22 protein-coding genes are annotated in these 20,380 nt (G+C 67.2%); 6 read left to right on the top strand and 16 right to left on the bottom strand.

Annotated elements, in window-relative coordinates:
• On the bottom strand, window positions 1–1,140 hold the full coding sequence (locus RQI43_RS01295) for a nitrogen regulation protein NR(II) (protein WP_056433362.1): 1,140 nt from the start codon (window positions 1,138–1,140) through the stop codon (window positions 1–3).
• Window positions 1,137–2,183, bottom strand: coding sequence for a tRNA dihydrouridine synthase DusB (gene dusB, locus RQI43_RS01300; protein WP_311273956.1), 1,047 nt, complete (start codon window positions 2,181–2,183; stop codon window positions 1,137–1,139). The genes RQI43_RS01295 and dusB overlap by 4 nt, the downstream gene beginning before the upstream one ends.
• 134 nt (window positions 2,184–2,317) lie before the next feature.
• Here dusB and RQI43_RS01305 point away from each other — a divergent pair, with 134 nt between their 5' ends.
• Window positions 2,318–3,589 (top strand): bifunctional 2-C-methyl-D-erythritol 4-phosphate cytidylyltransferase/2-C-methyl-D-erythritol 2,4-cyclodiphosphate synthase, encoded by a 1,272-nt coding sequence (locus RQI43_RS01305; protein WP_311273957.1) that lies wholly within the window; start codon window positions 2,318–2,320, stop codon window positions 3,587–3,589.
• On the top strand, window positions 3,586–4,095 hold the full coding sequence (locus RQI43_RS01310) for a CinA family protein (RefSeq protein ID WP_311273958.1): 510 nt from the start codon (window positions 3,586–3,588) through the stop codon (window positions 4,093–4,095). The genes RQI43_RS01305 and RQI43_RS01310 overlap by 4 nt, the downstream gene beginning before the upstream one ends.
• A 205-nt stretch (window positions 4,096–4,300) precedes the next feature.
• Here RQI43_RS01310 and RQI43_RS01315 read toward each other — a convergent pair whose 3' ends face one another.
• The 4 genes from RQI43_RS01315 to RQI43_RS01330 form a co-directional block, all read right to left on the bottom strand.
• Complete coding sequence (locus RQI43_RS01315) at window positions 4,301–4,561, bottom strand: PepSY domain-containing protein (protein ID WP_311273959.1); 261 nt, start codon at window positions 4,559–4,561, stop codon at window positions 4,301–4,303.
• Window positions 4,562–5,082: 521 nt separating this feature from the next.
• The gene (locus RQI43_RS01320) at window positions 5,083–5,538 is read right to left on the bottom strand and encodes a type II toxin-antitoxin system RatA family toxin (RefSeq protein WP_311273960.1); all 456 of its coding nucleotides are present in this window, start codon (window positions 5,536–5,538) and stop codon (window positions 5,083–5,085) included.
• Between the two features lie 6 nt (window positions 5,539–5,544).
• Entirely contained in the window at window positions 5,545–6,513 is a 969-nt protein-coding gene (gene lipA / locus RQI43_RS01325; RefSeq protein WP_311274100.1) for a lipoyl synthase, read from the bottom strand.
• Window positions 6,514–6,617: 104 nt separating this feature from the next.
• Window positions 6,618–6,908, bottom strand: coding sequence for a GlsB/YeaQ/YmgE family stress response membrane protein (locus RQI43_RS01330; RefSeq protein ID WP_056433378.1), 291 nt, complete (start codon window positions 6,906–6,908; stop codon window positions 6,618–6,620).
• A gap of 395 nt (window positions 6,909–7,303) precedes the next feature.
• On the opposite strand from RQI43_RS01330, the gene RQI43_RS01335 reads away from it, so the two are divergent.
• A complete protein-coding gene (locus tag RQI43_RS01335) occupies window positions 7,304–8,515 on the top strand; it encodes an SDR family oxidoreductase (RefSeq protein WP_311273961.1) in 1,212 nt (403 codons plus the stop codon).
• A gap of 88 nt (window positions 8,516–8,603) precedes the next feature.
• Window positions 8,604–9,950, top strand: coding sequence for a sorbosone dehydrogenase family protein (locus RQI43_RS01340; protein ID WP_311273962.1), 1,347 nt, complete (start codon window positions 8,604–8,606; stop codon window positions 9,948–9,950).
• Window positions 9,951–9,996: 46 nt separating this feature from the next.
• Here the strand turns inward: RQI43_RS01340 and RQI43_RS01345 are convergent, their stop codons facing one another.
• The 9 genes from RQI43_RS01345 to RQI43_RS01385 form a co-directional block, all read right to left on the bottom strand.
• Window positions 9,997–10,638: a L,D-transpeptidase gene (locus RQI43_RS01345; RefSeq protein ID WP_311273963.1), complete on the bottom strand. Its 642-nt coding sequence runs from the start codon at window positions 10,636–10,638 to the stop codon at window positions 9,997–9,999.
• A gap of 79 nt (window positions 10,639–10,717) precedes the next feature.
• Window positions 10,718–10,951: a hypothetical protein gene (locus RQI43_RS01350; RefSeq protein WP_311273964.1), complete on the bottom strand. Its 234-nt coding sequence runs from the start codon at window positions 10,949–10,951 to the stop codon at window positions 10,718–10,720.
• Between the two features lie 110 nt (window positions 10,952–11,061).
• Window positions 11,062–12,501 carry a dihydrolipoyl dehydrogenase gene (lpdA, locus tag RQI43_RS01355; RefSeq protein WP_311273965.1) on the bottom strand — a complete coding sequence of 480 codons (1,440 nt, stop codon included), beginning with the start codon at window positions 12,499–12,501 and terminating at the stop codon, window positions 11,062–11,064.
• A complete protein-coding gene (locus tag RQI43_RS01360; RefSeq protein WP_311273966.1) occupies window positions 12,502–13,011 on the bottom strand; it encodes a DUF559 domain-containing protein in 510 nt (169 codons plus the stop codon).
• 173 nt (window positions 13,012–13,184) lie between these two features.
• Window positions 13,185–14,594 carry a pyruvate dehydrogenase complex dihydrolipoamide acetyltransferase gene (locus RQI43_RS01365; RefSeq protein ID WP_311273967.1) on the bottom strand — a complete coding sequence of 470 codons (1,410 nt, stop codon included), beginning with the start codon at window positions 14,592–14,594 and terminating at the stop codon, window positions 13,185–13,187.
• Window positions 14,595–14,637: 43 nt separating this feature from the next.
• Complete coding sequence (locus RQI43_RS01370; protein ID WP_018043098.1) at window positions 14,638–14,928, bottom strand: DUF5076 domain-containing protein; 291 nt, start codon at window positions 14,926–14,928, stop codon at window positions 14,638–14,640.
• A 142-nt stretch (window positions 14,929–15,070) separates the two neighbouring features.
• Complete coding sequence (locus RQI43_RS01375; RefSeq protein ID WP_311273968.1) at window positions 15,071–16,516, bottom strand: pyruvate dehydrogenase complex E1 component subunit beta; 1,446 nt, start codon at window positions 16,514–16,516, stop codon at window positions 15,071–15,073.
• A gap of 135 nt (window positions 16,517–16,651) precedes the next feature.
• On the bottom strand, window positions 16,652–17,737 hold the full coding sequence (gene pdhA / locus RQI43_RS01380) for a pyruvate dehydrogenase (acetyl-transferring) E1 component subunit alpha (protein ID WP_311273969.1): 1,086 nt from the start codon (window positions 17,735–17,737) through the stop codon (window positions 16,652–16,654).
• Window positions 17,738–17,859: 122 nt separating this feature from the next.
• The gene (locus RQI43_RS01385) at window positions 17,860–18,171 is read right to left on the bottom strand and encodes a septum formation initiator family protein (protein ID WP_056433401.1); all 312 of its coding nucleotides are present in this window, start codon (window positions 18,169–18,171) and stop codon (window positions 17,860–17,862) included.
• 69 nt (window positions 18,172–18,240) lie between these two features.
• On the opposite strand from RQI43_RS01385, the gene RQI43_RS01390 reads away from it, so the two are divergent.
• Entirely contained in the window at window positions 18,241–19,176 is a 936-nt protein-coding gene (locus tag RQI43_RS01390; protein ID WP_200919218.1) for a LysR substrate-binding domain-containing protein, read from the top strand.
• Window positions 19,177–19,240: 64 nt separating this feature from the next.
• On the top strand, window positions 19,241–19,693 hold the full coding sequence (gene mntR, locus RQI43_RS01395; protein WP_056433737.1) for a manganese-binding transcriptional regulator MntR: 453 nt from the start codon (window positions 19,241–19,243) through the stop codon (window positions 19,691–19,693).
• 71 nt (window positions 19,694–19,764) lie between these two features.
• Here mntR and RQI43_RS01400 read toward each other — a convergent pair whose 3' ends face one another.
• Window positions 19,765–20,379 carry a hypothetical protein gene (locus tag RQI43_RS01400; protein ID WP_311273970.1) on the bottom strand — a complete coding sequence of 205 codons (615 nt, stop codon included), beginning with the start codon at window positions 20,377–20,379 and terminating at the stop codon, window positions 19,765–19,767.
• Between the last annotated feature and the right edge of the window lies 1 nt (window position 20,380).

Raw genomic sequence — 20,380 nt, forward strand, 5'->3', positions numbered from 1 at the left:
CTATTGCTCCACGACCGATTCGCGCCCGTCTCGGGCGCTCGACATGGGAAGGAGGAGACGGAAAGTGGTGCGGCGCGGCACCGGATCGCATTCGACGATGCCACCGTGATCGCCGATGATCTTGGCAGCCAATGCAAGTCCGAGGCCGGACCCCTGGGCTTTGGTGGTCACGAACGGGTCGAACAGGTCCGGCAGAAGCTCGGCCGAAACCCCCGGCCCGTTATCCCGCACCGCGACTTCGATGGGCAGGCTGACCCGCTCGCGCGAGCCCGGAACCTGCATCTTCAGCCCCGTACGGAAGGCGGTGGAGAGGGTGATCTCGCCGTCCACCGCATCGGCGCCGATGGCCTCGGCGGCGTTCTTCACAAGGTTGAGGATGACCTGGATCAACTGATCGCGATTGCCGAGGACCGGCGGCAGCGACGGGTCGTAGGTCTCGACGAAGCGGATGTGACGCGCGAAGCCCGACTGGGCCGAGCGCTTCACCTGATCGAGCACGCCGTGCACGTTGACGGGCCCGCGTTCGACCGGGCGTTCGTCGCCGAACAGCTCCATGCGCTCGACGATGCGGACGATCCGGTCGGATTCGTCGCAGATCAACCGAGTCAGCAGCCGGTCGTCCTCGGTGCCCGATTGTTCGAGGAGCTGAGCCGCCCCGCGGATGCCAGCGAGCGGGTTCTTGATCTCGTGGGCGAGCATGGCGCCCAGCGCGATCATCGAGCGGGCGGCGCCGCGATGGGTGAGCTGCCGGTTCATCTTGTCGGCGATGGTGCGCTCCTGCAGCATCATCACCACCGCGTCCTCCTCGTCGCCGAGGGGGGTCGCGAAGACGTCGACATTGCGCTCCAGGCCGGAGCGCGGCTGAACCAGTTCGACGCCGTATTCGCTGACGCTCGCCTTGCGGCGGCGCACTTCGGCCACGAGAGCGCTGATCGGGGACGAGAACGGGATGATGTCGCGCAAGTGCCGGCGCTGCATCAACCGGGCGGAATGGTCGAAGAACGTCTCCCCCGCGTGGTTCACGTGAAGGATGCGGTCATCCGCGCCGATGGTCAGAACCGGCAGCGGCAGCGCGTTGATCACCGCCTCACTCGAAGGCAATGGGCGGGTCCTTCCGCCATAGTCCTTGTCTGCGCTCACGCTGCCTCCTCGGTGATGGACGGTTCGCGCAGGGGCCGCATCGCCCTCAGGAGAAGGTCGGCCGCGATTGTCGGGTCGGTCGTGGTGAGAAGCCGTGTCCGGTCATCCGGGCCGAGGGCGCCGACATCGTCCACATAGGCCGCCAGATGCTTGCGCGCGTGGCGCACGCCCATGGCGGGGCCGTAGAGCGCTATCAGCCCCTGGTAATGCTCGAGGGCCAGGGCGGCCTTCTCCGCGGCGTCGAGGGAACGCGGTGCCCGACCCGCGAGACCGGCGGCGATCTCGCCCACGAGCCAGGGACGACCCACGGCCGCACGCCCGATCATCAACCCGGCAGCGCCCGAGGCGGCGAGGCAGGCCCGCGCGCCGGCGAGATCGACGACGTCGCCATTGGCGATGACCGGGATCGAGACCGCGTCCACCACGGCGCGGATGGCGGCCCAATCGGCCTGGCCCTTGTAGAATTGCTGGCGGGTGCGCCCGTGCACCGTCACCGCCGCGAGGCCGAGGCCCTGGGCGCGCCGGGCGAGATCGGGGGCGTTGAGGCTCGCATGGTCCCAGCCGAGGCGCATCTTCACGGTGACCGGGATCGTGACCGCCGCGCGGACGGCGGCGAGGATGCGCGTGGCCCCCTCGATGTCGCGCATCAGGGCGGAGCCCGCCTCCCCGCCGGTGACGGTCTTGGCCGGGCAGCCCATATTGATGTCGATGACGTCGGCGCCGTTCGCCTCGGCCAAACGCGCGGCCTCCGCCATCGAATCGGGACGGCAACCGGCGAGCTGGACCACATGGGGATCGACACCGCTCCCCTCGGCCCGCAGGCGCGCCTCCTCCGCCCCACGGGCGAATTCGGCGGCGGCGACCATTTCCGAGACGACGGCGCTTGCACCCAGACGCCGCGCGATGCGACGCATGTGCAGGTCGGTGACGCCCGACAGGGGGGCGAGCAGGACCGGCACCGAAGCCGCGGCGCCTGCCCTCTCGCCGGCCTGCCCCTGGCCATCGCCCGAGCGCAGAGCGCTCAAATAATCATCAGCTTTCATTGTGCCCAACAAATAGACAATCGGCGGGGCGACGCAAGCGTCTTGCGCGATTTGATTTCAGGCTATGCCCCGCTTAAACGACAGACCACCCCAGCTATTCACGCTACCTCGAACTGATGCGGGAGCACTTTTCCATGTCCGGCACCGCCTGGAACGCCGCGGTGGTCGTCGCAGCCGGCCGCGGGATCCGCATCGGCGGTGACGTTCCCAAGCAATATCGCAGCGTCGGCGGACGCGCGGTCCTCACCCGGACCCTCGCCGCACTGGCGGCCCATCCCGACCTCGCGGTGATCCAGCCCGTGATCGCCGCGGACGCGGCCTCGTTCTACCACGCCTGCATCGCGGAACTCGACCCCGTTCTGCGCGCCAAGCTCGCGGCGCCCGTCGAAGGCGGCCCCACGCGCCAGCAATCCGTCCGGGCCGGCCTCGAAGCCCTGGCCGCAACGTCGGTGGAAACGGGCGCGCCGGGCCTCGTCCTGGTTCACGACGCGGCCCGCCCGCATGTGGACGAGGCGCTGATCGACCGTGCCCTCGTCGCCGGTCGTGACCATGGCGCGGCGGTGCCCGGCATCGCCGTCACCGATACGATCAAGATCGTCGAGGATGTCGGCCCGGGTATCGGCCGGGTGCGCGAGACCCCTGCCCGCGAATCCCTGCGCGCCGTCCAGACCCCTCAGGCCTTCGCCTTCGCGCCCCTCCTCGCCGCCCATCGTCAGGCGGCGGAGGCGGACCTCCACGGCTTCACCGATGACGGGGCTTTGGCCGAATGGGCCGGGCTCGACGTGGTGGTGTTCGAGGGCGACCCGCGCAACCGCAAGATCACCCAGCCCTCCGACCTGATCGAGGCCGACCGCGGCTTTTCCGGCAGCGATGTGCTGCCTTCAGAACCAGAGACCGATTCCATGACGACCTACGTGACCCGCCTCGGGACCGGCTTCGACGTCCACGCCTTCACCGAGGGCGACCATGTCTGGCTCGGCGGCGTGAAGATCCCCGCCGATCGCGGCGTGCTGGCCCATTCCGACGGGGACGTGGCGCTGCACGCCCTCACCGATGCCCTGCTGGGGGCGATCGCGGACGGCGATATCGGCACGCATTTCCCGCCCAGCGACGAGCAATGGCGCGGCGCTTCGTCCGACCGCTTCCTGGCCCATGCGGTGAAGCTCGTTCGCGACCGGGGCGGCCGGATCGACCATCTCGATATCACCGTGCTGGCCGAAGCCCCGCGCATCGGCGCCCATCGCGAGGCCATCCGCGCCCGCATCGCGGAGATCTGCGGCGTGAAGCTGAGTTCGGTCTCCATCAAGGCGACGACCACCGAGAAGCTCGGCTTCGTCGGTCGCGCCGAGGGGCTCGCGGCCCAGGCGGCGGCGACGATCCGCCTGCCGGAAGACGACGCGGCGTGATCGACGACCCGGCGCTCCTCGCCCGCGCCGAGGCGCTGGTGGCGGCCTATGCCGCTGCCGGCCTCCGTGCGGCCTGCGCCGAATCCTGCACCGGCGGCCTCGTTGCCGGGCTGCTCACCGCCGTTCCCGGCTCCTCGGCGGTGGTCGAGCGCGGTTTCGTGACCTATTCCAACGAGGCCAAGACCGAGATGCTCGGTGTGCCCGCCGACCTCATCGCGACCCATGGGGCGGTGAGCAAATCCGTCGCCCGCGCCATGGCGGAGGGCGCGCTCGCCCACTCGCATGCGGATGTGGCGGTCTCGATCACCGGAATCGCCGGCCCGGGCGGCGGCAGCGAGGCCAAGCCCGTGGGCCTCGTGCATTTCGGCCTCGCCCGCCGGGGTGCCGCGACCCGACATATCGAGCGCCGCTACGGCGATCTCGGCCGAGGCGAAATCCGCCGCGCGGCCGTGGCAGAGGCGCTGGAGCTGTTCGGCCGGGCCGTGGAGCCCGTCGGGACGGATTGACGCCTATTTCAATTGCTTTTCCAAGGCTCTACCTCATCCTGAGGTGACGCGTAGCAGCCTCGAAGGAGGCTTCCAGCCAGCATCGAGCGATCTGGGGGGCTCCTTCGAGGCCGCCGCTGTGCGGCGTCACCTCAGGATGAGGTGCTCTGATGGGATAATCGACTTTGGTCTCGTCATCCGCTGAGACATCCGATCAAGCCGGCTCTCAATCGGCGACTTCGCCGAGGATCGCGCCCGTCTTCGGATCGGCATCGAACTTCATCTTTTGGCCGTTCTTGATGCCCTCGCCGTCCCAATGGCCGTCATCGGCCTCGAGCTTCGAGATCTCGGTGTAGCCCTCCGCCATCAGCGCCTTCTTGACCTGATCGATCGGCAGCCAGTCGGGGCCGGGCTGGTCCGCCATGGCGAAGCCGGAGAGGCCCGCATTCAAGGCGAGGGCGAGGGCGAGAATCGGGATCGGTCTCACGGGGTGTTCTCCGGTGGCGCTGCGCCCCGGTATCTAGGGCCCCGCGCGGCATTGTCCGCCCGTCTTATCTACGGTGCCACACATCTCGCGGGTTGATCGGGTCCGCTCTCCTGGAAGGCAGGGCGATTGCATATGGCACCACGCCATCATTCCGGGTCGCCAGAGGCGAGCCCGGACCCGGACGGCCGCGCCAGAGGCGTGCAATCCAGAGCCGCCGACGGTGCAAAGTCCTGCACCGCCTGTGTTTCTGGATCCCGGGCTCCGCTGCGCGGCCCCGGGATGACGGGGTGCTGCGATTCGATTTTCGACGAGCAAATCGGCATATGCGATCGCCCTGCCCGGAAGGAGAGGGACAGGGTGAGGTGTATGACCTATCCGGATGTGGACCTCACCTCACCCCAGCCCTCTCCTTCCAGGAGAGGGAGCCCGTCGCGCCTCATGTCGACCCCTCATGGGTAGAGAAGCGGCCGTCGAGCAGATGTGTGGATCCAGTAGCCTGTCAGAGAACGGGCACCGGCGCGTCAGGCGACGCCGTACACCCGGTCCGCCCTGCCCTCGAACGCATCGGTGAACTTGCGGAAGGCGCGGTCGAACATCGTGCCCATGAGCAGGCCGAGGGTGCGGCTCTTGAACTCGTAGTTGATGAAGAAGTCGACGTCGCAGCCGGCGGGAGATTTCTCCTTGAAACCCCAGCGGTTCTCGAGGTGCCGGAACGGCCCATCGATGTATTCGGCGACGATCCTGTGGTTCTGCGGATCGAGGGTGACGCGGGTGGTGAAGCGCTCGCGGATCGCCTTGTAGCCGACCCCCATCTCGGCGACGAGAATTTCCGTCCCGTCCGCGCCGGGCTGGCGGCGCAGGACGCGTAGGGATTCACAGAGCGGCAGGAATTCCGGATAGCGTTCCACATCGGCCACGAGGTCGTACATCTGCTGCGGCGAGTGGCGTACCGCGCGGTTGATCCGGAAGGAAGGCATCGGCCCTCAGGCGTTGGCAGGCGCGAGCCGAGCGAGCCGGGCGGCCTTCAATCGAGAAAAATCCTCGCCCGCATGGTGCGAGGAGCGGGTCAGGGGCGTCGCCGAGACGAGGAGGAAACCCTTGGAATAGGCCGTGGTTTCAAGGGTCTTGAATTCTTCCGGCGGGACGAAGCGCCTCACCTCGTGGTGCTTCTTCGTCGGCTGCAGGTACTGGCCGATGGTGAGGAAGTCCACATCCGCCGAACGCAGGTCGTCCATGAGCTGGACGATCTCGTTCCGCTCCTCGCCGAGGCCGACCATGATGCCGGACTTGGTGAAGATGGTGGGGTCGAGCTCCTTCACCCGCTGCAGCAGCCGCACCGAATGGAAGTAGCGCGCGCCGGGGCGGACGGTGAGGTAATTCCCCGGCACCGTCTCCATGTTGTGGTTGAACACGTCGGGCCGCGCCTCCACGACGAGCTCCAGCGCCCCATCCTTGCGAAGGAAATCGGGGGTGAGCACCTCGATCGTGGTGGCGGGGCTGCGCTCGCGAATGGCCCGGATGGTGCGGAAGAAATGCATCGCCCCGCCATCGGCCAGGTCGTCGCGGTCCACCGACGTGATCACCACGTGATGCAGGCCGAGCTTGGCCACCGAATCGGCGATCTTGGCCGGCTCGTCCCCGTCGAGGGCATTGGGCAGGCCGGTGCGCACGTTGCAGAAGGCGCAGGCCCGCGTGCAGGTGTCGCCCATGATCATGAAGGTGGCGTGCTTCTTCTCCCAGCACTCGCCGATATTGGGGCAGCCCGCTTCCTCGCAGACCGTGACGAGGCCGTGCTCCTTCACGATGGCGCGGGTGGCGTTCCAGCCGGGCGATCCGGGTGCCTTCACCCGGATCCAGTCGGGCTTACGCTGGATCGGGTTGTCGGGGCGATGCGCCTTTTCCGGGTGCCGGGGGCGCTGGTCGTTTCGCAGGAGGTCGAGGACGACGGCCATGGCATACCGGGCAAGCTGCGCCGGCAACGTGCCGGTGCTCAGGCCGGAACGTAATGGCTCGGCCACCGCATCGCAAACGATCGGGAAACGATCCGCCGAACCTGTCAGTAGCTCATGCCGCGCCCGCGGATCGCCCGGTAGATGGTGATGATGATGACCGCGCCCACGGTCGCCGAGATGAGGTTGCGCCAGAAGCCGTAGATCGGGATGTGGAGCTTGGCGGCGAGGTAGTTCCCCAGCAGGCCGCCGAGGATGCCCATCGCGATATTGGCGAAGAGGCCCATATTCGCGGCGGTGAACTGTTCTGCGAGCCAGCCCGCCAGGGCGCCGATGAGGATGGCCATGAACAATCCCATGCCGGGCTGCCCCAGCGCACCGTAGACTTCGCCATCCATAGTCGTTGCTCCTCGCGATGAACGGGGGGGACGCCCCGCGTCGCATCCTACCTGTGATGCCCCGCTGCGTGGCGCAAGTTGCCCTGGCGGACCTGATATCGAGTTTTCCCAGACTGCGATCTTCGCGTGGATGGACGCAGGTCATGCAATGACAGGTTTAGGCTCGGTCAATCGGGTGGATGCACCTCGGTCCCGAGCGTAGTCAGCCTCACGGCGCAAGATATAATACAAAATTAACGATGTTTCTTAACCATGATTCGACTGAACCCGGCATAGCTAGGGAAAATTTTACGTATTAATTTCCATACACTTGTCAGCATCTTGTTAACGATCCCTTAACTATCTTTGGGCTGCCGAAACGTCCGCCCGGATGTGCAGTCCTTGGAGCGAGTGCTGTGAGTCGAATTCTTCTGACAGGTGCGACAGGGCTCATCGGCGGTGCTGTCCTGCACCGCGCCCTGGTGGCGAAAACCGATGCCGAATGGGTCTGCCTAGTGCGCGCCTCCGACGAGGAGGCCGGGCGTCAGCGCATCGCGGCGCGTCTCGGCCGCTTCACGAGTGCCCTGAACGCCCAGCGGATGGCACAGCGCGTGGAGATCGTGGCGGGCGATTTCACCAAGGCCGACCAGATCGCCGATCCGCGTCTCGATTCCGTGACGCAGGTTCTGCATCTGGCCGCCGACACCTCGTGGTGGGCGCAGGAGAAGGTGCACCGGACCAACCATGACGGCACCCTGGCCCTGGCCCGGCGCGCGGCGCGGATGCCGCGGCTCGACCGTTTCCTGCATGTGAGCACGGCGATGATCTGCGGCGGCAAGCCGCCCACCATGGTGGACGAGACCCGCTACCCCGACCCCGACGCCGCGCATCTCGTGCATTACAGCGCGTCCAAAGCCGCCGCCGAGACGTCGCTCGCGGCCGGTTTCGCGGACCTGCCCCTGATCGTGGCGCGCCCCTCCATCGTGCTCGGCCATTCGACGCTGGGCGCCCGGCCGGGTTCGAGCATCCTCTGGGTGATCCGCGCCTGCGACCGGCTTCGGCTCGTCGCTGGCTCACGTGACGGGACCGTCGACATCGTGCCCACCGACTGGGTGGCCGACACCCTGGTGGAGATGCTCGCGAGGCCCGCCCTCGCCCACGGCACCTACCACCTCTCCGCCGGCACGGTGAGCCGCACCCGCTGGAGCGAACTCGGCCGCACCCTCGATCGCGTCGACCCGGCCGAGGGTCCGCGCCGCTACGAGGAATTCTCCGCCCGCGACCGGGCGACCCTTCACAGGCGCTTCACCGAGGTCTTCGGCATGGACGAGGCGATCAAGGTGGCGATGTTCCGGGCGCTGCAGGCCTATTACCGGTTCTGCGAACTCGACGTGACCTTCGACAATACCCGCCTCCTGGCGGAGGGCTTTGCCCCTCCCCCCGCGCTCTCGGAATACATCGGCCGCTGCATCGAGACCTCCGGCGAGATCATCGATCAGTTCCGCGAGGATTTCGGCGGATTTGCCGGGGCGCCCGTGCGGGGCGAGCAGACCGCTCGTCCGAGGCCGTCCCAGCCCGATGGCGTCACGAACCGGACCGTGGCGCGACGGGGATCCGCCCCAGGCTGATCCCTTCCTTGCCGTAGCCAAATCTCACCTCGCCCATGTAATCTGAGCGAAGGGCGTCCGGCTCGGGCGCGGATACAGGGTCACCACCATGCGGAATCGATCGAAGCTCGGCCTTGCGGCCTTGGGCGTAGTGCTTCTTGGCGGAGCGGCATTCCTCCGCTTCGTCGTCTACCCCGAGAAGGCCAGTCTCGAAGCCTCGGCCGGAATAGGACCCGACCCCACCCTCCCCGCGCCGAACCCCACGCTGATGCCCACCGTCAACATCGCCCGCGTCGCCCGCTGGGAGAACGGCGCGAAGCCGAAGCCGGCCGCGGGGCTTCAGGTCGCGGCCTATGCGGCCGGGTTCGACCATCCACGCTGGATGTATCTCCTGCCCAACGGCGATGTGCTGGTGGCGGAGGCGAACAAGCCCAAGACCGACGACCCCTCCACCGGCATCGCCGACTGGGTTGCCGACAAGGTGAAGAGCATGGCCGGCGCCGGCGTGCCGAGCCCGGACCGGATCGTGCTCCTGCGCGACAAGGACGGCGACGGGGTCGCAGAGGAGCGCCACATGTTCCTCACCGGCCTGCACTCGCCCTTCGGCATGGCCTTGGTGGGCGGCGATCTCTACGTCGCCAATGCCGATGCCCTGGTGAAGGTGCCCTACGCACAGGGCCAGACCGAGATCACCGCGAAGCCCGAGAGGGTGGTCGAGCTACCGTCCGGCATCAACCACCATTGGACGAAGAACGTCATCGCGAGCCCGGATGGTACCAAACTCTTCGTCACCGTGGGCTCGAACAGCAATGTCGGCGAGAACGGTCTCGACAAGGAGGTGGGCCGCGCCGCGATCTGGGAATACACGATCGGCACGAAGCAGATGCGCGAGTTCGCCACCGGCCTGCGCAACCCCAACGGCCTCGCCTTCGAGCCCACCACCGGCGCCCTCTGGACGGCGGTGAACGAGCGTGACGAGATCGGCAGCGACCTCGTGCCCGACTACGTCACCTCGGTAAAGGAGGGTGGCTTCTATGGCTGGCCCTACAGCTACTGGGGCAAGCATGTGGACGAGCGGGTCTCGCCGCAGAAGCCCGACCTCGTCGCCAAGGCCATCGCGCCGGACTACGCGGTCGGCACCCACACCGCGTCCCTGGGCATCGCCTTCTCCAACGGCTCGGCCCTGCCGGAGGCGTGGACAAACGGCCTCTTCGTGGCCCAGCACGGCTCATGGAACCGCCGCCCGAAGAGCGGATACAAGGTGATCTATGTGCCCTTCAAGGACGGCAAACCCACCGGCCAACCCGTCGAGGCGCTCACAGGCTTCCTCGACGCCGACGAGAAGGCGCAGGGGCGTCCGGTGGGCGTGATCCTCGACAAGACCAGGGCGCTGCTCGTGTCGGACGATGTGGGGAAGGTGATCTGGCGGGTGACCGGTGCGTCGCAGACGCAGTGAAACCGAATCGGGTCCCTGACGACCGGGAGGGAGGGGTTCTCCCTCCTTAGTATCCGTCGCCGTAGACAAGGACCGTTCCGTACCCACTACGTTCGTCAAGCGGATTGCGAGACACACGTGTGACCGGAGCGTCGTAGTAGTTTTCCTGCTCCCACGCCCGGTCTCGCGCGCTTTGAGACACGACGCGACGTGAGCGCTCCGAGGAGCGAGCCACACGCTGCGGTTCGGACCGACGGAGGTCGGCGATGGGCGCATGAATGCTGCCCTCGACGGTGACACGCGTCCCGCCCATCCCCTGCTGCCTCACTAGCGCGAACAAAGTCGCGGCGTTGCGCGGCGAGAGCCGGACACAGCCATGCGAGGCCGGGCGGCCGAGATGGCGGGTCTGATGGGTGGCGTGGATCGCGTGGCCGGCGGGCGTGAAGAAGATCGCGTGCGGCATCGGCGCGTTGTCCCATTCGCGGGAAAAGTGCGTCTTCTCCATCCGGAACGGCCGGTAGGCGCCGTTCGGCGTGTCGTAGCGGGCGAGCCCCGTGGAGACCGGCCAGACATGCCGGGTCTCGCCGTCCACCGCGACACTCATGCGCTGCGCCTCCTTGTCGATGGTCACGCGCAACTCGGCCGAGGCGGGATGCGTCAGCGCCGCGAGGGCGAAGGCGGACAGGAGGGTGGCGAGACGGCGGCGCATGATCGTCCTCGGTGTGATGCGAGGGTACATGCACCGGCGGGGGCGCGCTTCAAGCGATGCGTTTTGGTTGACGCGCGCTTCAGCTCCTGAGGGCGGAGCGGACATAACCCCGCGAAATCAACCGGCTGGTCTCGCGTGCCCGACGCTCGGCCTGCATCAGGTCGGACAGCGCGTCGGTGATGGCGCAGCGGAGCGCGATCTCCGCATCCCCCGCCGTGCTGGTGAGATAGGCCTGGGCGATATCCTCCACCGGACAGTGCAGGCCCGACTCCGCCTCACCCTCGTTCCTGATCCTGGTCAGCGTCTTCGGCATGGCCCGTCTCCGACTCGCATTGAGAACGAAGACAGAACACGCTGCGACGGTTAACGGATCCTTACCCGGACCGTGAGAAGCCTGTGGACATCCCGCGACGGATTCCGGGCTCAGCTGTGGATCACCTTTCCGTAGGCGTCGAGCACGCTTTCGTGCATCATCTCGCTCAGGGTCGGGTGCGGGAAGACCGTGTGCATGAGGTCTTCCTCCGTCGTCTCCAGGTTCATGGCGACGACGTAGCCCTGGATCAGTTCGGTGACTTCCGCTCCCACCATGTGGGCGCCGAGCAGCTGGCCGGTCTTGGCGTCGAACACCGTCTTCACCAGCCCGTCCGGCTCGCCGAGCGCGATGGCCTTGCCGTTGCCCGCGAAGGGGAAGCGGCCGACCTTCACGGAAAAACCCTGCTCCTTGGCCTTGGCCTCGGTGAGGCCGACGCTGGCGATCTGCGGCTGACAATAGGTGCAGCCGGGGATCTTGGCCTTGTCCATGGCGTGGGTGTGCAGCCCCTTGATCGTCTCGACGCAGAGCACGCCCTCGTGCTCGGCCTTGTGGGCGAGCATCGGCGGTCCGGCGACGTCGCCGATGGCGTAGATGCCCGGCACGTTGGTGTTGCCGAGCCCATCGGTGACGACGATGCCGCGCTCGATGCCGATTCCAAGCTTCTCGAGACCGAGATTCTCGATGTTGCCGACGACGCCCACTGCCGAGATCAGCTTCTCCGCCGTCAGCTGCTGGCTCTTGCCGTCCGTGGTCTCGATGGTAGCGGTGACGGAATCTGCCGCCTTCTCCACCTTCGTCACCTTGGCGCCGGTGAGGATCTTGATGCCCTGCTTCTCGAAGCGCTTGCGGGCGAGGCCGGCGATCTCGGCATCCTCCACCGGCAGGATCTGCGGCAGCAGCTCGATCACCGTCACCTCGGCGCCCATGGTGCGGTAGAACGAGGCGAACTCGATGCCGATGGCGCCCGAGCCCATGACGAGCAGGCTCTTGGGCATCGTCTCCGGCACCATGGCCTCGTAATAGGTCCAGATTTGCTTCTTGTCCGGCTCGATGCCCGGGATCGCGCGGGGGCGGGCACCCGTGGCGACGATGATGTGCTTGGCCAAATAGGAGCCGGCGGCGAGCGCACCCTTCGGCGCGGGCGCGCGGCTCGTCTCCTTCACCGTCACCTTGCCGGGCTCGTTGCCCTTGGCGGCGGCCTCGATGGTGGCCTCGCCCCAGATCACATCGACCTTGTTCTTCTTGAGCAGCATGCCGACGCCGCCGTTGAGCCGGGTCGAGACGCCGCGCGAGCGCTTGACGATGGCGGCCGTGTCGAACCCGACTTTCTCCGCCGACAGGCCGTAATCGGAAGCGTGCTGCATGTAATGGTAGATCTCGGCCGAGCGCAGCAGCGCCTTCGTGGGGATGCAGCCCCAGTTCAGGCAGATGCCGCCGAGATGCTCTCGGTCCACCACCGCGGTCTTGAACCCGAGCTGTGCCGCCCGGATGGCCGCGACGTAGCCCCCGGGGCCTGCGCCGATGACGAGGATGTCGTAGGTGTTGGACATTCAGGGCTCCGCGGTCTCTCCTCCCCCTTGCGGGGAGGAGGTAGGAGGTGGGGGTGGTGCCGGATGGAACGGGTAGGGTGCCGATTGACCCCTCGGCGTTGCCAATCCTGTCTCGGGCAGGACATGTAACGACGGGTCGGAGAGTGCGGCGAATATCGTCTCGAGGACGGTGTCGATCCGCAGCATGACGTCTGCATTGGTGAATCTGAGAACGCGGAAACCTCTCTCTTCGAGAGCGAGCGTGCGGGTTTCATCGTAAGCGGCCATGTGGTCGTGGCTATGCTGCCCGCCATCGACTTCGACGATCATGCGCGCGGACAGACAACAGAAATCAGCGACGTAAGGACCGAGGGCAACCTGACGACGGAAATGCGAGCCTTCGATCGGCAGGCAGTGCCTCAGGTGCCGCCACAATCGCCTCTCCGCATCTGTCGATGTTCGGCGCAGGGTCTTCGCATTCAGTGCGGCGCGTGGAGAGACAGAGTGCCGAGGCGGTTCCTTCCATGGCATCGGCTGTCGCCTCCCGTGAACCCCACCAAGCTCGCGCACCTCCCTCCCCCTTGTGGGGAGGGATCGAGGGTGGGGGTGGCTCCGCCGGACTCCGCAGTGGGTCACCCAGTCACCCCCACCTCCCACTCCTCCCCACAAGGGGGAGGAGGGCTCGTTCAGTCTGGTCCGAAAGACTAGACCAGCATCCCCATCGGGTTCTCGATCAGGCTCTTGAAGGCCGAGATCAACTCGGCGCCGAGTGCCCCGTCGAGGACGCGATGGTCGCAGGACAACGTGGCGGTCATCACCTGGACCACGGCCGGGGCGCCGTCCTTCACCACGACGCGCTTCTCGCCCGCACCCACCGCCAGGATCGAGGATTGCGGCGGGTTGATCACCGCCGTGAAGTGCTTGATGCCGAACATGCCGAGGTTCGACACCGAGGTGACGCCGCCCTGGTACTCCTCCGGCTTCAGCTTCTTGGCCCGCGCCCGCCCGGCAAAGTCCTTCATCTCGTTCGAGATGGTGGACAGCGTCTTCTGGTCGGCCTTGCGGATGACGGGCGTGAACAGCCCGCCGTCGATGGCCACCGCCACGCCGACCTCGGCATTGTTGAAGCGCAGGATCCGGTCCTCGGCCCAGACCGCGTTGGTGGCCGGCACGCGCATCAGCGCGAGGCCCATCGCCTTGATGACGAAATCGTTCACCGAGAGCTTGAACAGCGGCTTGCCGTCCTTGGTGGTGCCGGCGCTCTTGTTGAGCTGTTCGCGCAGGGCCATCAGCGCGTCGAGCTCGCAATCCACCGTGAGGTAGAAATGCGGGGCCACCTGCATCGCCTCGGTGAGGCGCTTGGCGATGGTCTTGCGCATGCCGTCGAGGGGAACCTCCTCGAACGTGCCCTTCTGGTAGAAGCCGCGCACCTGATCGGTGGTCAGCCCCTGTGCGGCGGCCTTTGGTGCGGGCGCTGGCGCGGCGGGAGCCGGAGCGGCCGCCGGCGCTGCGGCGGGGGCGGCTGCCTTCGGTGCGCCGGCCTTGGCCGAGCCGCTGGCGATGGCGGCGCGGACGTCGCGCTCGATCACGCGGCCATGCGGGCCGGAGCCCGAGACGGCGGATAGGTCGATGCCTTCGAGCTTGGCGATGCGGCGCGCCAGCGGCGAGGCGACGATGCGGCCGCCCTGCCCTGCTTGGGGCGCGGCATCCGGCTTGGCTCCGTCCGGCGCCGCGTCGACTCGCGCGTAGGATTTGTGGCCGTCGCCGGGGGTGGCGTTCAGTGCGGGCGTGTCGCTCTTCGGAGCGTCTGCCTTGGGAGCCTCCGCTTTTGCGCCGCCGTCGCCCGAAGCCTCGACGGTCTTCGGGTCCTCACCCTCGGAGGCGATGATGGCGATGAGATCGTTCACCGGCACGTCGGCGGTGCCCTCGGCCACGACGATCTTGGCGAGGATGCCCTCGTCGATGGCCTCGACCTCCATCGTGGCCTTGTCGGTCTCGATCTCGGCGAGGACGTCGCCGGATTTGACCGCGTCGCCCTCCTTCTTGAGCCACTTGGCGAGGTTGCCCTTCTCCATCGTCGGCGACAGGGCGGGCATCAGGACGTTGATGGGCATCGTTATGTATCCTGATCGTCAGCGGATGGGCGTGGCGGGGCGGTCAGTTGAGTGTGCCGCCGGGCGGCAGGTCGGGGTCGAAGCTCTCGGAATCGAGGCCGGCGCGGATGCGCTCGAACGCCTCTTCCTCCGACATCTCGGTCTCCAGCGCGTAGACCCGGGCGGCCTGGCGGGCGAGGTCGATGAGAAGACGGCCCCAGGTATAGGGATCGTCGAAGGAGCGGCGCAGGGCCACGCTCACCGCGCCGTCCACCACGCTGGCACGCACGACTTCGATGCCGCCATTGTTCAGGGCGTCGGGGGGAGCGGAGAGTTCCTGGAACTTGTCGGTCATGGTGCTGCTCTACTCTCCTCCCCCTTGTGGGGAGGAGTTTGAGGTGGAGGTGGTTGGGCGACCCTCGACGTGCGGAGGCTGGCGGAAGCACCCCCACCCTCGATCCCTCCCCACAAGGGGGAGGGAAGTTGGCGCGGTAGGCTCAGCGATAGCAGACCGCCTTCACCGCCTGGATCACTTCGGCGACGTTGGGCAAGGCGAGTTTCTCGAGATTGGCGGCGTAGGGCATCGGGACATCCTTGCCGGTGACCCGCAGGACCGGGGCGTCGAGGAAGTCGAAGGCATCGGCCATGAGACGGGCGATGATCTCGGCGCCGATGCCCGATTGCGGGAAGCCTTCCTCGACGGTGACGCAGCGGCCGGTCTTCTTCACCGATTCCACGATCGTGTCGGTATCCATCGGGCGGAGCGTACGCAGGTCGATGACCTCCGCGTCGATGCCCTCCTCGGCCAAAGCCTGCGCCGCCTTCAGCGCGTAGGTCATGCCGATGGAGAAGGAGACGATGGTCACGTCCTTGCCGGTGCGATGGATACGCGCCTTGCCGATGGGGAGCACGAAATCGTCGAGCTTCGGCACCGGGAAGCTCTGGCCGTAGAGGATTTCGTTCTCGAGGAAGATCACCGGGTTCGGGTCGCGGATCGCGGCCTTGAGCAGGCCCTTGGCGTCGGAGGCGGTATAGGGCGCGATCACCTTGAGGCCGGGCACGTTGGAGTACCAGGCGGAGTAATCGTGGCTGTGCTGGGCGCCGACGCGGGCGGCAGCGCCGTTGGGACCACGGAACACGATGGGACAGCCGAGCTGGCCGCCGGACATGTAGAGGGTCTTGGCCGCCGAGTTGATGATGTGGTCGATCGCCTGCATGGCGAAGTTGAAGGTCATGAACTCGACGATGGGCCGCAGGCCGGTGAAGGCGGCACCGGCCGCGATGCCGGCGAATCCGTGCTCGGTGATCGGCGTGTCGACCACCCGGCGGGCGCCGAATTCCTGCAGCAGGCCCTGGGTCACCTTGTAGGCGCCCTGGTACTCGGCGACTTCCTCGCCCATCACGAAGACCGAATCCTCGCGGCGCATCTCCTCGGCCATGGCGTCGCGGAGCGACTCGCGCACGGTCATGGTGACCATTTCGGTGCCGGCCGGGAATTCCTCCATCACCGGCGCGGGGGCCTTGTTGGTGATGACGGCCGGGGCGGCGGGAGCGTTCGGCTTGTCGTCGCCCGATTTCGCCGTGGCGGCCGGTGCAGAGGCCTGGCCTTCGGCCTGCATGGTCGGCGTCGGGGCCGATTGTGCCGGGTTCGAAGCCTCCGGCTTCGAACCGCCGCCCGCCGCCGCCGCGGCCACATCCTCGCCTTCACCGGCGATGATGGCGATCGGCGTGTTCACCTTCACGCCCTCGGTGCCTTCCTCGATGAGGATCTTGGCGAGGACGCCTTCGTCGATGGCCTCGACTTCCATCGTGGCCTTGTCGGTCTCGATCTCGGCGAGGACATCGCCGGATTTGACCGCGTCGCCCTCCTTCTTCAGCCACTTGGCGAGCTTGCCTTCCTCCATCGTCGGAGACAGCGCGGGCATCAGGATGTCGGTCGCCATGAGGTTTTTTATCCGTAGGTTGGCGGGCGGCCTTCTGGAGAGGAAGCAGCGGCTTCTCGGTCCCTCGCTGCGGCTCTCCCCCGTGCCGTCATGGCAGGGGGATGCCCCGGCTCGGGGAGCGTCGCGAGGCCTGTCTTAGGCGCGGGCTTCCAGCAGGATGTCGGTCCAGAGCTCGGACGGATCCGGCTCGGGATCGTGCGTGGCGAACTCGGCCGCGTCGTTGACGGTCTCGCGGACCTTGGCGTCCGTGGCCTTGAGGTCCGCTTCCGGCACCCCGTGCATCTCGATCAGGCGCTTGCGCACCATCTCGATCGGGTCGTGCTCGTCGCGCATCTTGGAGACTTCGTCCTTGGTCCGGTACTTCGCCGGATCGGACATCGAGTGGCCACGATAGCGGTAGGTCTGCATCTCGAGGATGTAGGGTCCCTGCCCGGAGCGGGCATGCTCCACCGCGCGGCTCGCCGCCTCACGGACGGTGCGGACGTCCATGCCGTCCACCTGCTCGCCGGGGATGCCGAAAGAGATGCCGCGCCTGGAGAAATCGGTCTGCGCCGAGGCGCGTGCCACCGACGTGCCCATGGCATAGCGGTTGTTCTCGATCACGTAGACCACGGGCAGCTTCCAGAGCTGGGCCATGTTGAAGCTCTCGTAGACCTGGCCCTGGTTGGCGGCGCCATCGCCCATATAGGTCAGGCTGACTTTGCCGTTCTTCCTGTAGGCGTCGGCGAAACCGAGACCGGTTCCGAGGGAGACCTGGGCGCCGACGATGCCGTGGCCGCCAAAGAACTGCTTCTCCTTGGAGAACATGTGCATCGAGCCGCCCTTGCCGCGGGAATACCCGCCGCGGCGGCCGGTCAGCTCGGCCATCACGCCCTTCGGGTCCATGCCGCAGGCGAGCATGTGGCCGTGGTCGCGGTATCCGGTGATGGTCTGGTCGCCTTCGACCGAGGCCATCTGCATGCCGATCACGACGGCTTCCTGGCCGATATAGAGGTGGCAGAACCCACCGATCAGGCCCATGCCGTAGAGCTGGCCCGCCTTTTCCTCGAAGCGCCGGATCAGCAGCATTTCGTGATAGGCGTGGAGGTCTTCTTCACGCGTGAATTGTGGTGTGTTCGGCGCGGGGGCGTGCTCCGGAGCGTTGCCGGCCCCCGTACCCAACTGAGCCGAACCCTTGGCCGAATCGGCTTTCGCCTGCCCCGCTTCGTTGGCGGCATCCATCGGCTTTCCTCCCGTGAACGGCTATTCTGAACCGTTTCTAGGACAGGGTTTTCCGGAAAGCGAGGCCGTCCAGTCGACAGATCGTCGGAGTTGTCAGGCGGAATGCGACGGGACAAACACGATCATGGGTTGATGATGACGACATCGTTCGCGTGGACGCGCCCCAGCACGATGCGGGCACGTTCCTCGAGGAGATCGCGGTCGATCTGGTCGCTGCGCAGGAGGGCCACCCGGTGTTCCCAGATCGCCCGGTCCGCCTTGGCGGCCGTGAGCTCCTGCTTCAACCCATAGGCCTGGATCTTGAGCGCGCGCTTGGCCTCCAAGCCGCGATTGCCGCTCTCGGCCTGATGAACGAAATATCCGACCACGAGCGCGGACACGGCGTAGAGGCCGAGCGGCATGAGAACGGAACGGACGCGACGACGAACCACCATGTTTCGAGCATCGCGTCACAGGGTTAAGGATGTGTTTCCAATGTGGCCTCCTTTCGCCGGGTTTGCCCGATGATGCGTTTCGACCTCGTCGATCTCGGCCTGTTTCGCCACGTGGCCGAGGCGGGGTCGATCACGCATGGGGCGGCCCGGGCGAACCTGGCGCTCGCCGCCGCGTCGAGCCGGATACGGGCGATGGAGGTTTCCCTCGGGGCGGCACTCCTCAGCCGGAGCCGCCAGGGCGTGCTTCTCACCCCGGCGGGCCGCGCGCTGCTCGCTCATGCGCGCGGTCTTCTGGAGGGGGTCGACCGGATGCAGGGTGATCTCGCCGCCTATGCCGGCGGCGCGATCGGCCAGATCAAGGTTCTGTCGAACACCCACGCGCTGACCGAATTCCTGCCGGAGGCCCTGAGCGCCTACCTCGCCCTTCATACCGGCGTGAGCGTCGATATCGTCGAGCGGACCTCGGACGAGATCGTCGGTCTCGTGGCGGAGGGAGCCGCCGATCTCGGCATCGTCTCCGGCACGGTGGATACCGGCACTCTGGAGACCCACCCGTTCCGCCAGGACAGGTTCGTGGCGGTGCTGCCCTCCGGCCATCCGCTGGGGGAGCGGGACGGCGTGCTGTTCGCCGATGTGCTGGATTACGACCTCGTCGGCCTCGATCGGGCGAGCGCCATCACCCGCTTCCTCGCCGACAAGGCCATGCGCACCGGGCGGCCGCTCATGCGGCTGCGGGTCCAGCTGCGCGGCTTCGATGCGGTGTGCCGGCTGGTGGAATGCGGCGTCGGGCTCGGGATCGTCCCCGAAACCACCGCCCGGCGCGCCGCGCGCTCGATGGGCCTCGATATCGTGCCGCTCCTCGACCCATGGGCGGCGCGCGACCTCACCATCTGCCTGCGATCCCTCGAAGCGCTACCGGTTTTCGCCCGGGAATTCGTCGCTCATCTGCGCGCAGGGGCGTCACGGCCCGGTTTAGGGCTCCCCTCGGGGGCCGGCCTTGGCTAAACACGGCTCGGGAACGGAATGGTCCGTGTCCGTGACACCGATGAAGCAAGGGGTGCCCGGCATCATGCAGGATTCGTCGCGATCCATGCCCGACGCCCCTCTGGTCGATCCGGACGTCCATGTGGAGAGCTTCCGGCAGGCACGCGAGGCGCGCCGCCTCGAACTCGTCGAAGATTACGTGGAGTTGATCGCCGATCTCATCGGTGATGGCGGCGAGGCGCGGCAGGTCGATATCGCCGCACGCCTCGGCGTCGCCCAGCCCACCGTCGCCAAGATGCTGAAACGCCTGGCCGAGGACGGCCTCGTCCAGCAGCGCCCCTATCGCGGCGTGTTCCTCACCGAGAGCGGGCGCATGCTCGCGGTCCAGAGCCGCGAGCGCCATCGGATCGTCGAGCATTTTCTCTGTGCCCTCGGCGTCAGCGCCGAGACCGCGCGGCGCGATGCCGAAGGAATCGAGCATCACGTGAGCGCCGAGACGCTGGAGGCTTTTCGCGACTTCACGGAGCGCAAGGCCTGAAGGGGTCGAAGCTCAAGGGGCTGGCACGTCACGGAGAGGTGCCGGCCTTCGCCCCGTGGTCGAACGGAACGCTACGGTTTTCGCGCGAAGACATGGCGCGTCGAGCGGCTCGACGGCAGGACCGAGGTCGTTTCCCCTTCGCGCAAAGGCCGGGCGCTCCCGCCGATCTCGCGCCACCCGCCCCAGCTGGGTCCGGTCGCGGACTCCTTGGATGCCTGGATGATGCCGTCCGAGACGGAAAGATGCCCGGTTGCGACGCCGCGTATCATTTCGGGCGCGTATTGCCGGGCCGCGATCCCGAACAGCGAGATCCCTTTGCTGCCTGGCGCCAGCAGGGTGCCGAGCGCGCCCTCAGGTGGTTCGCCGGCGAGGCGCATGACGCTGGTGTTGGAATCGAGGACGGCCGCTGCCGCTTCGATGTCGCCCTTTGCCAGGAGCCGGCCGGCGCGGGTGATGCGCACCTCGTAGCCGTATCCATCCCGGTCGCGATACAGGCGGGTCAGGCCGAGTTGCAGGGATTCGCAGATCATCAGCACGTGGTCGCGGGCGTATTCGTCGCTCGTCATGACCGTGGGGAAATCGCTCCTTCCCGTGTGCGTGCTGGCGGCGATGTGCTCGAGGAATTCGAGCTTGGTGGATTTCCGCCTGATCGTGCCGCCGCCTTTCAACCGGGGTACCTCCCGCACC

Source organism: Methylobacterium sp. WCS2018Hpa-22, assembly GCF_031843785.1.
Classification (GTDB): Bacteria; Pseudomonadota; Alphaproteobacteria; order Rhizobiales; family Beijerinckiaceae; genus Methylobacterium.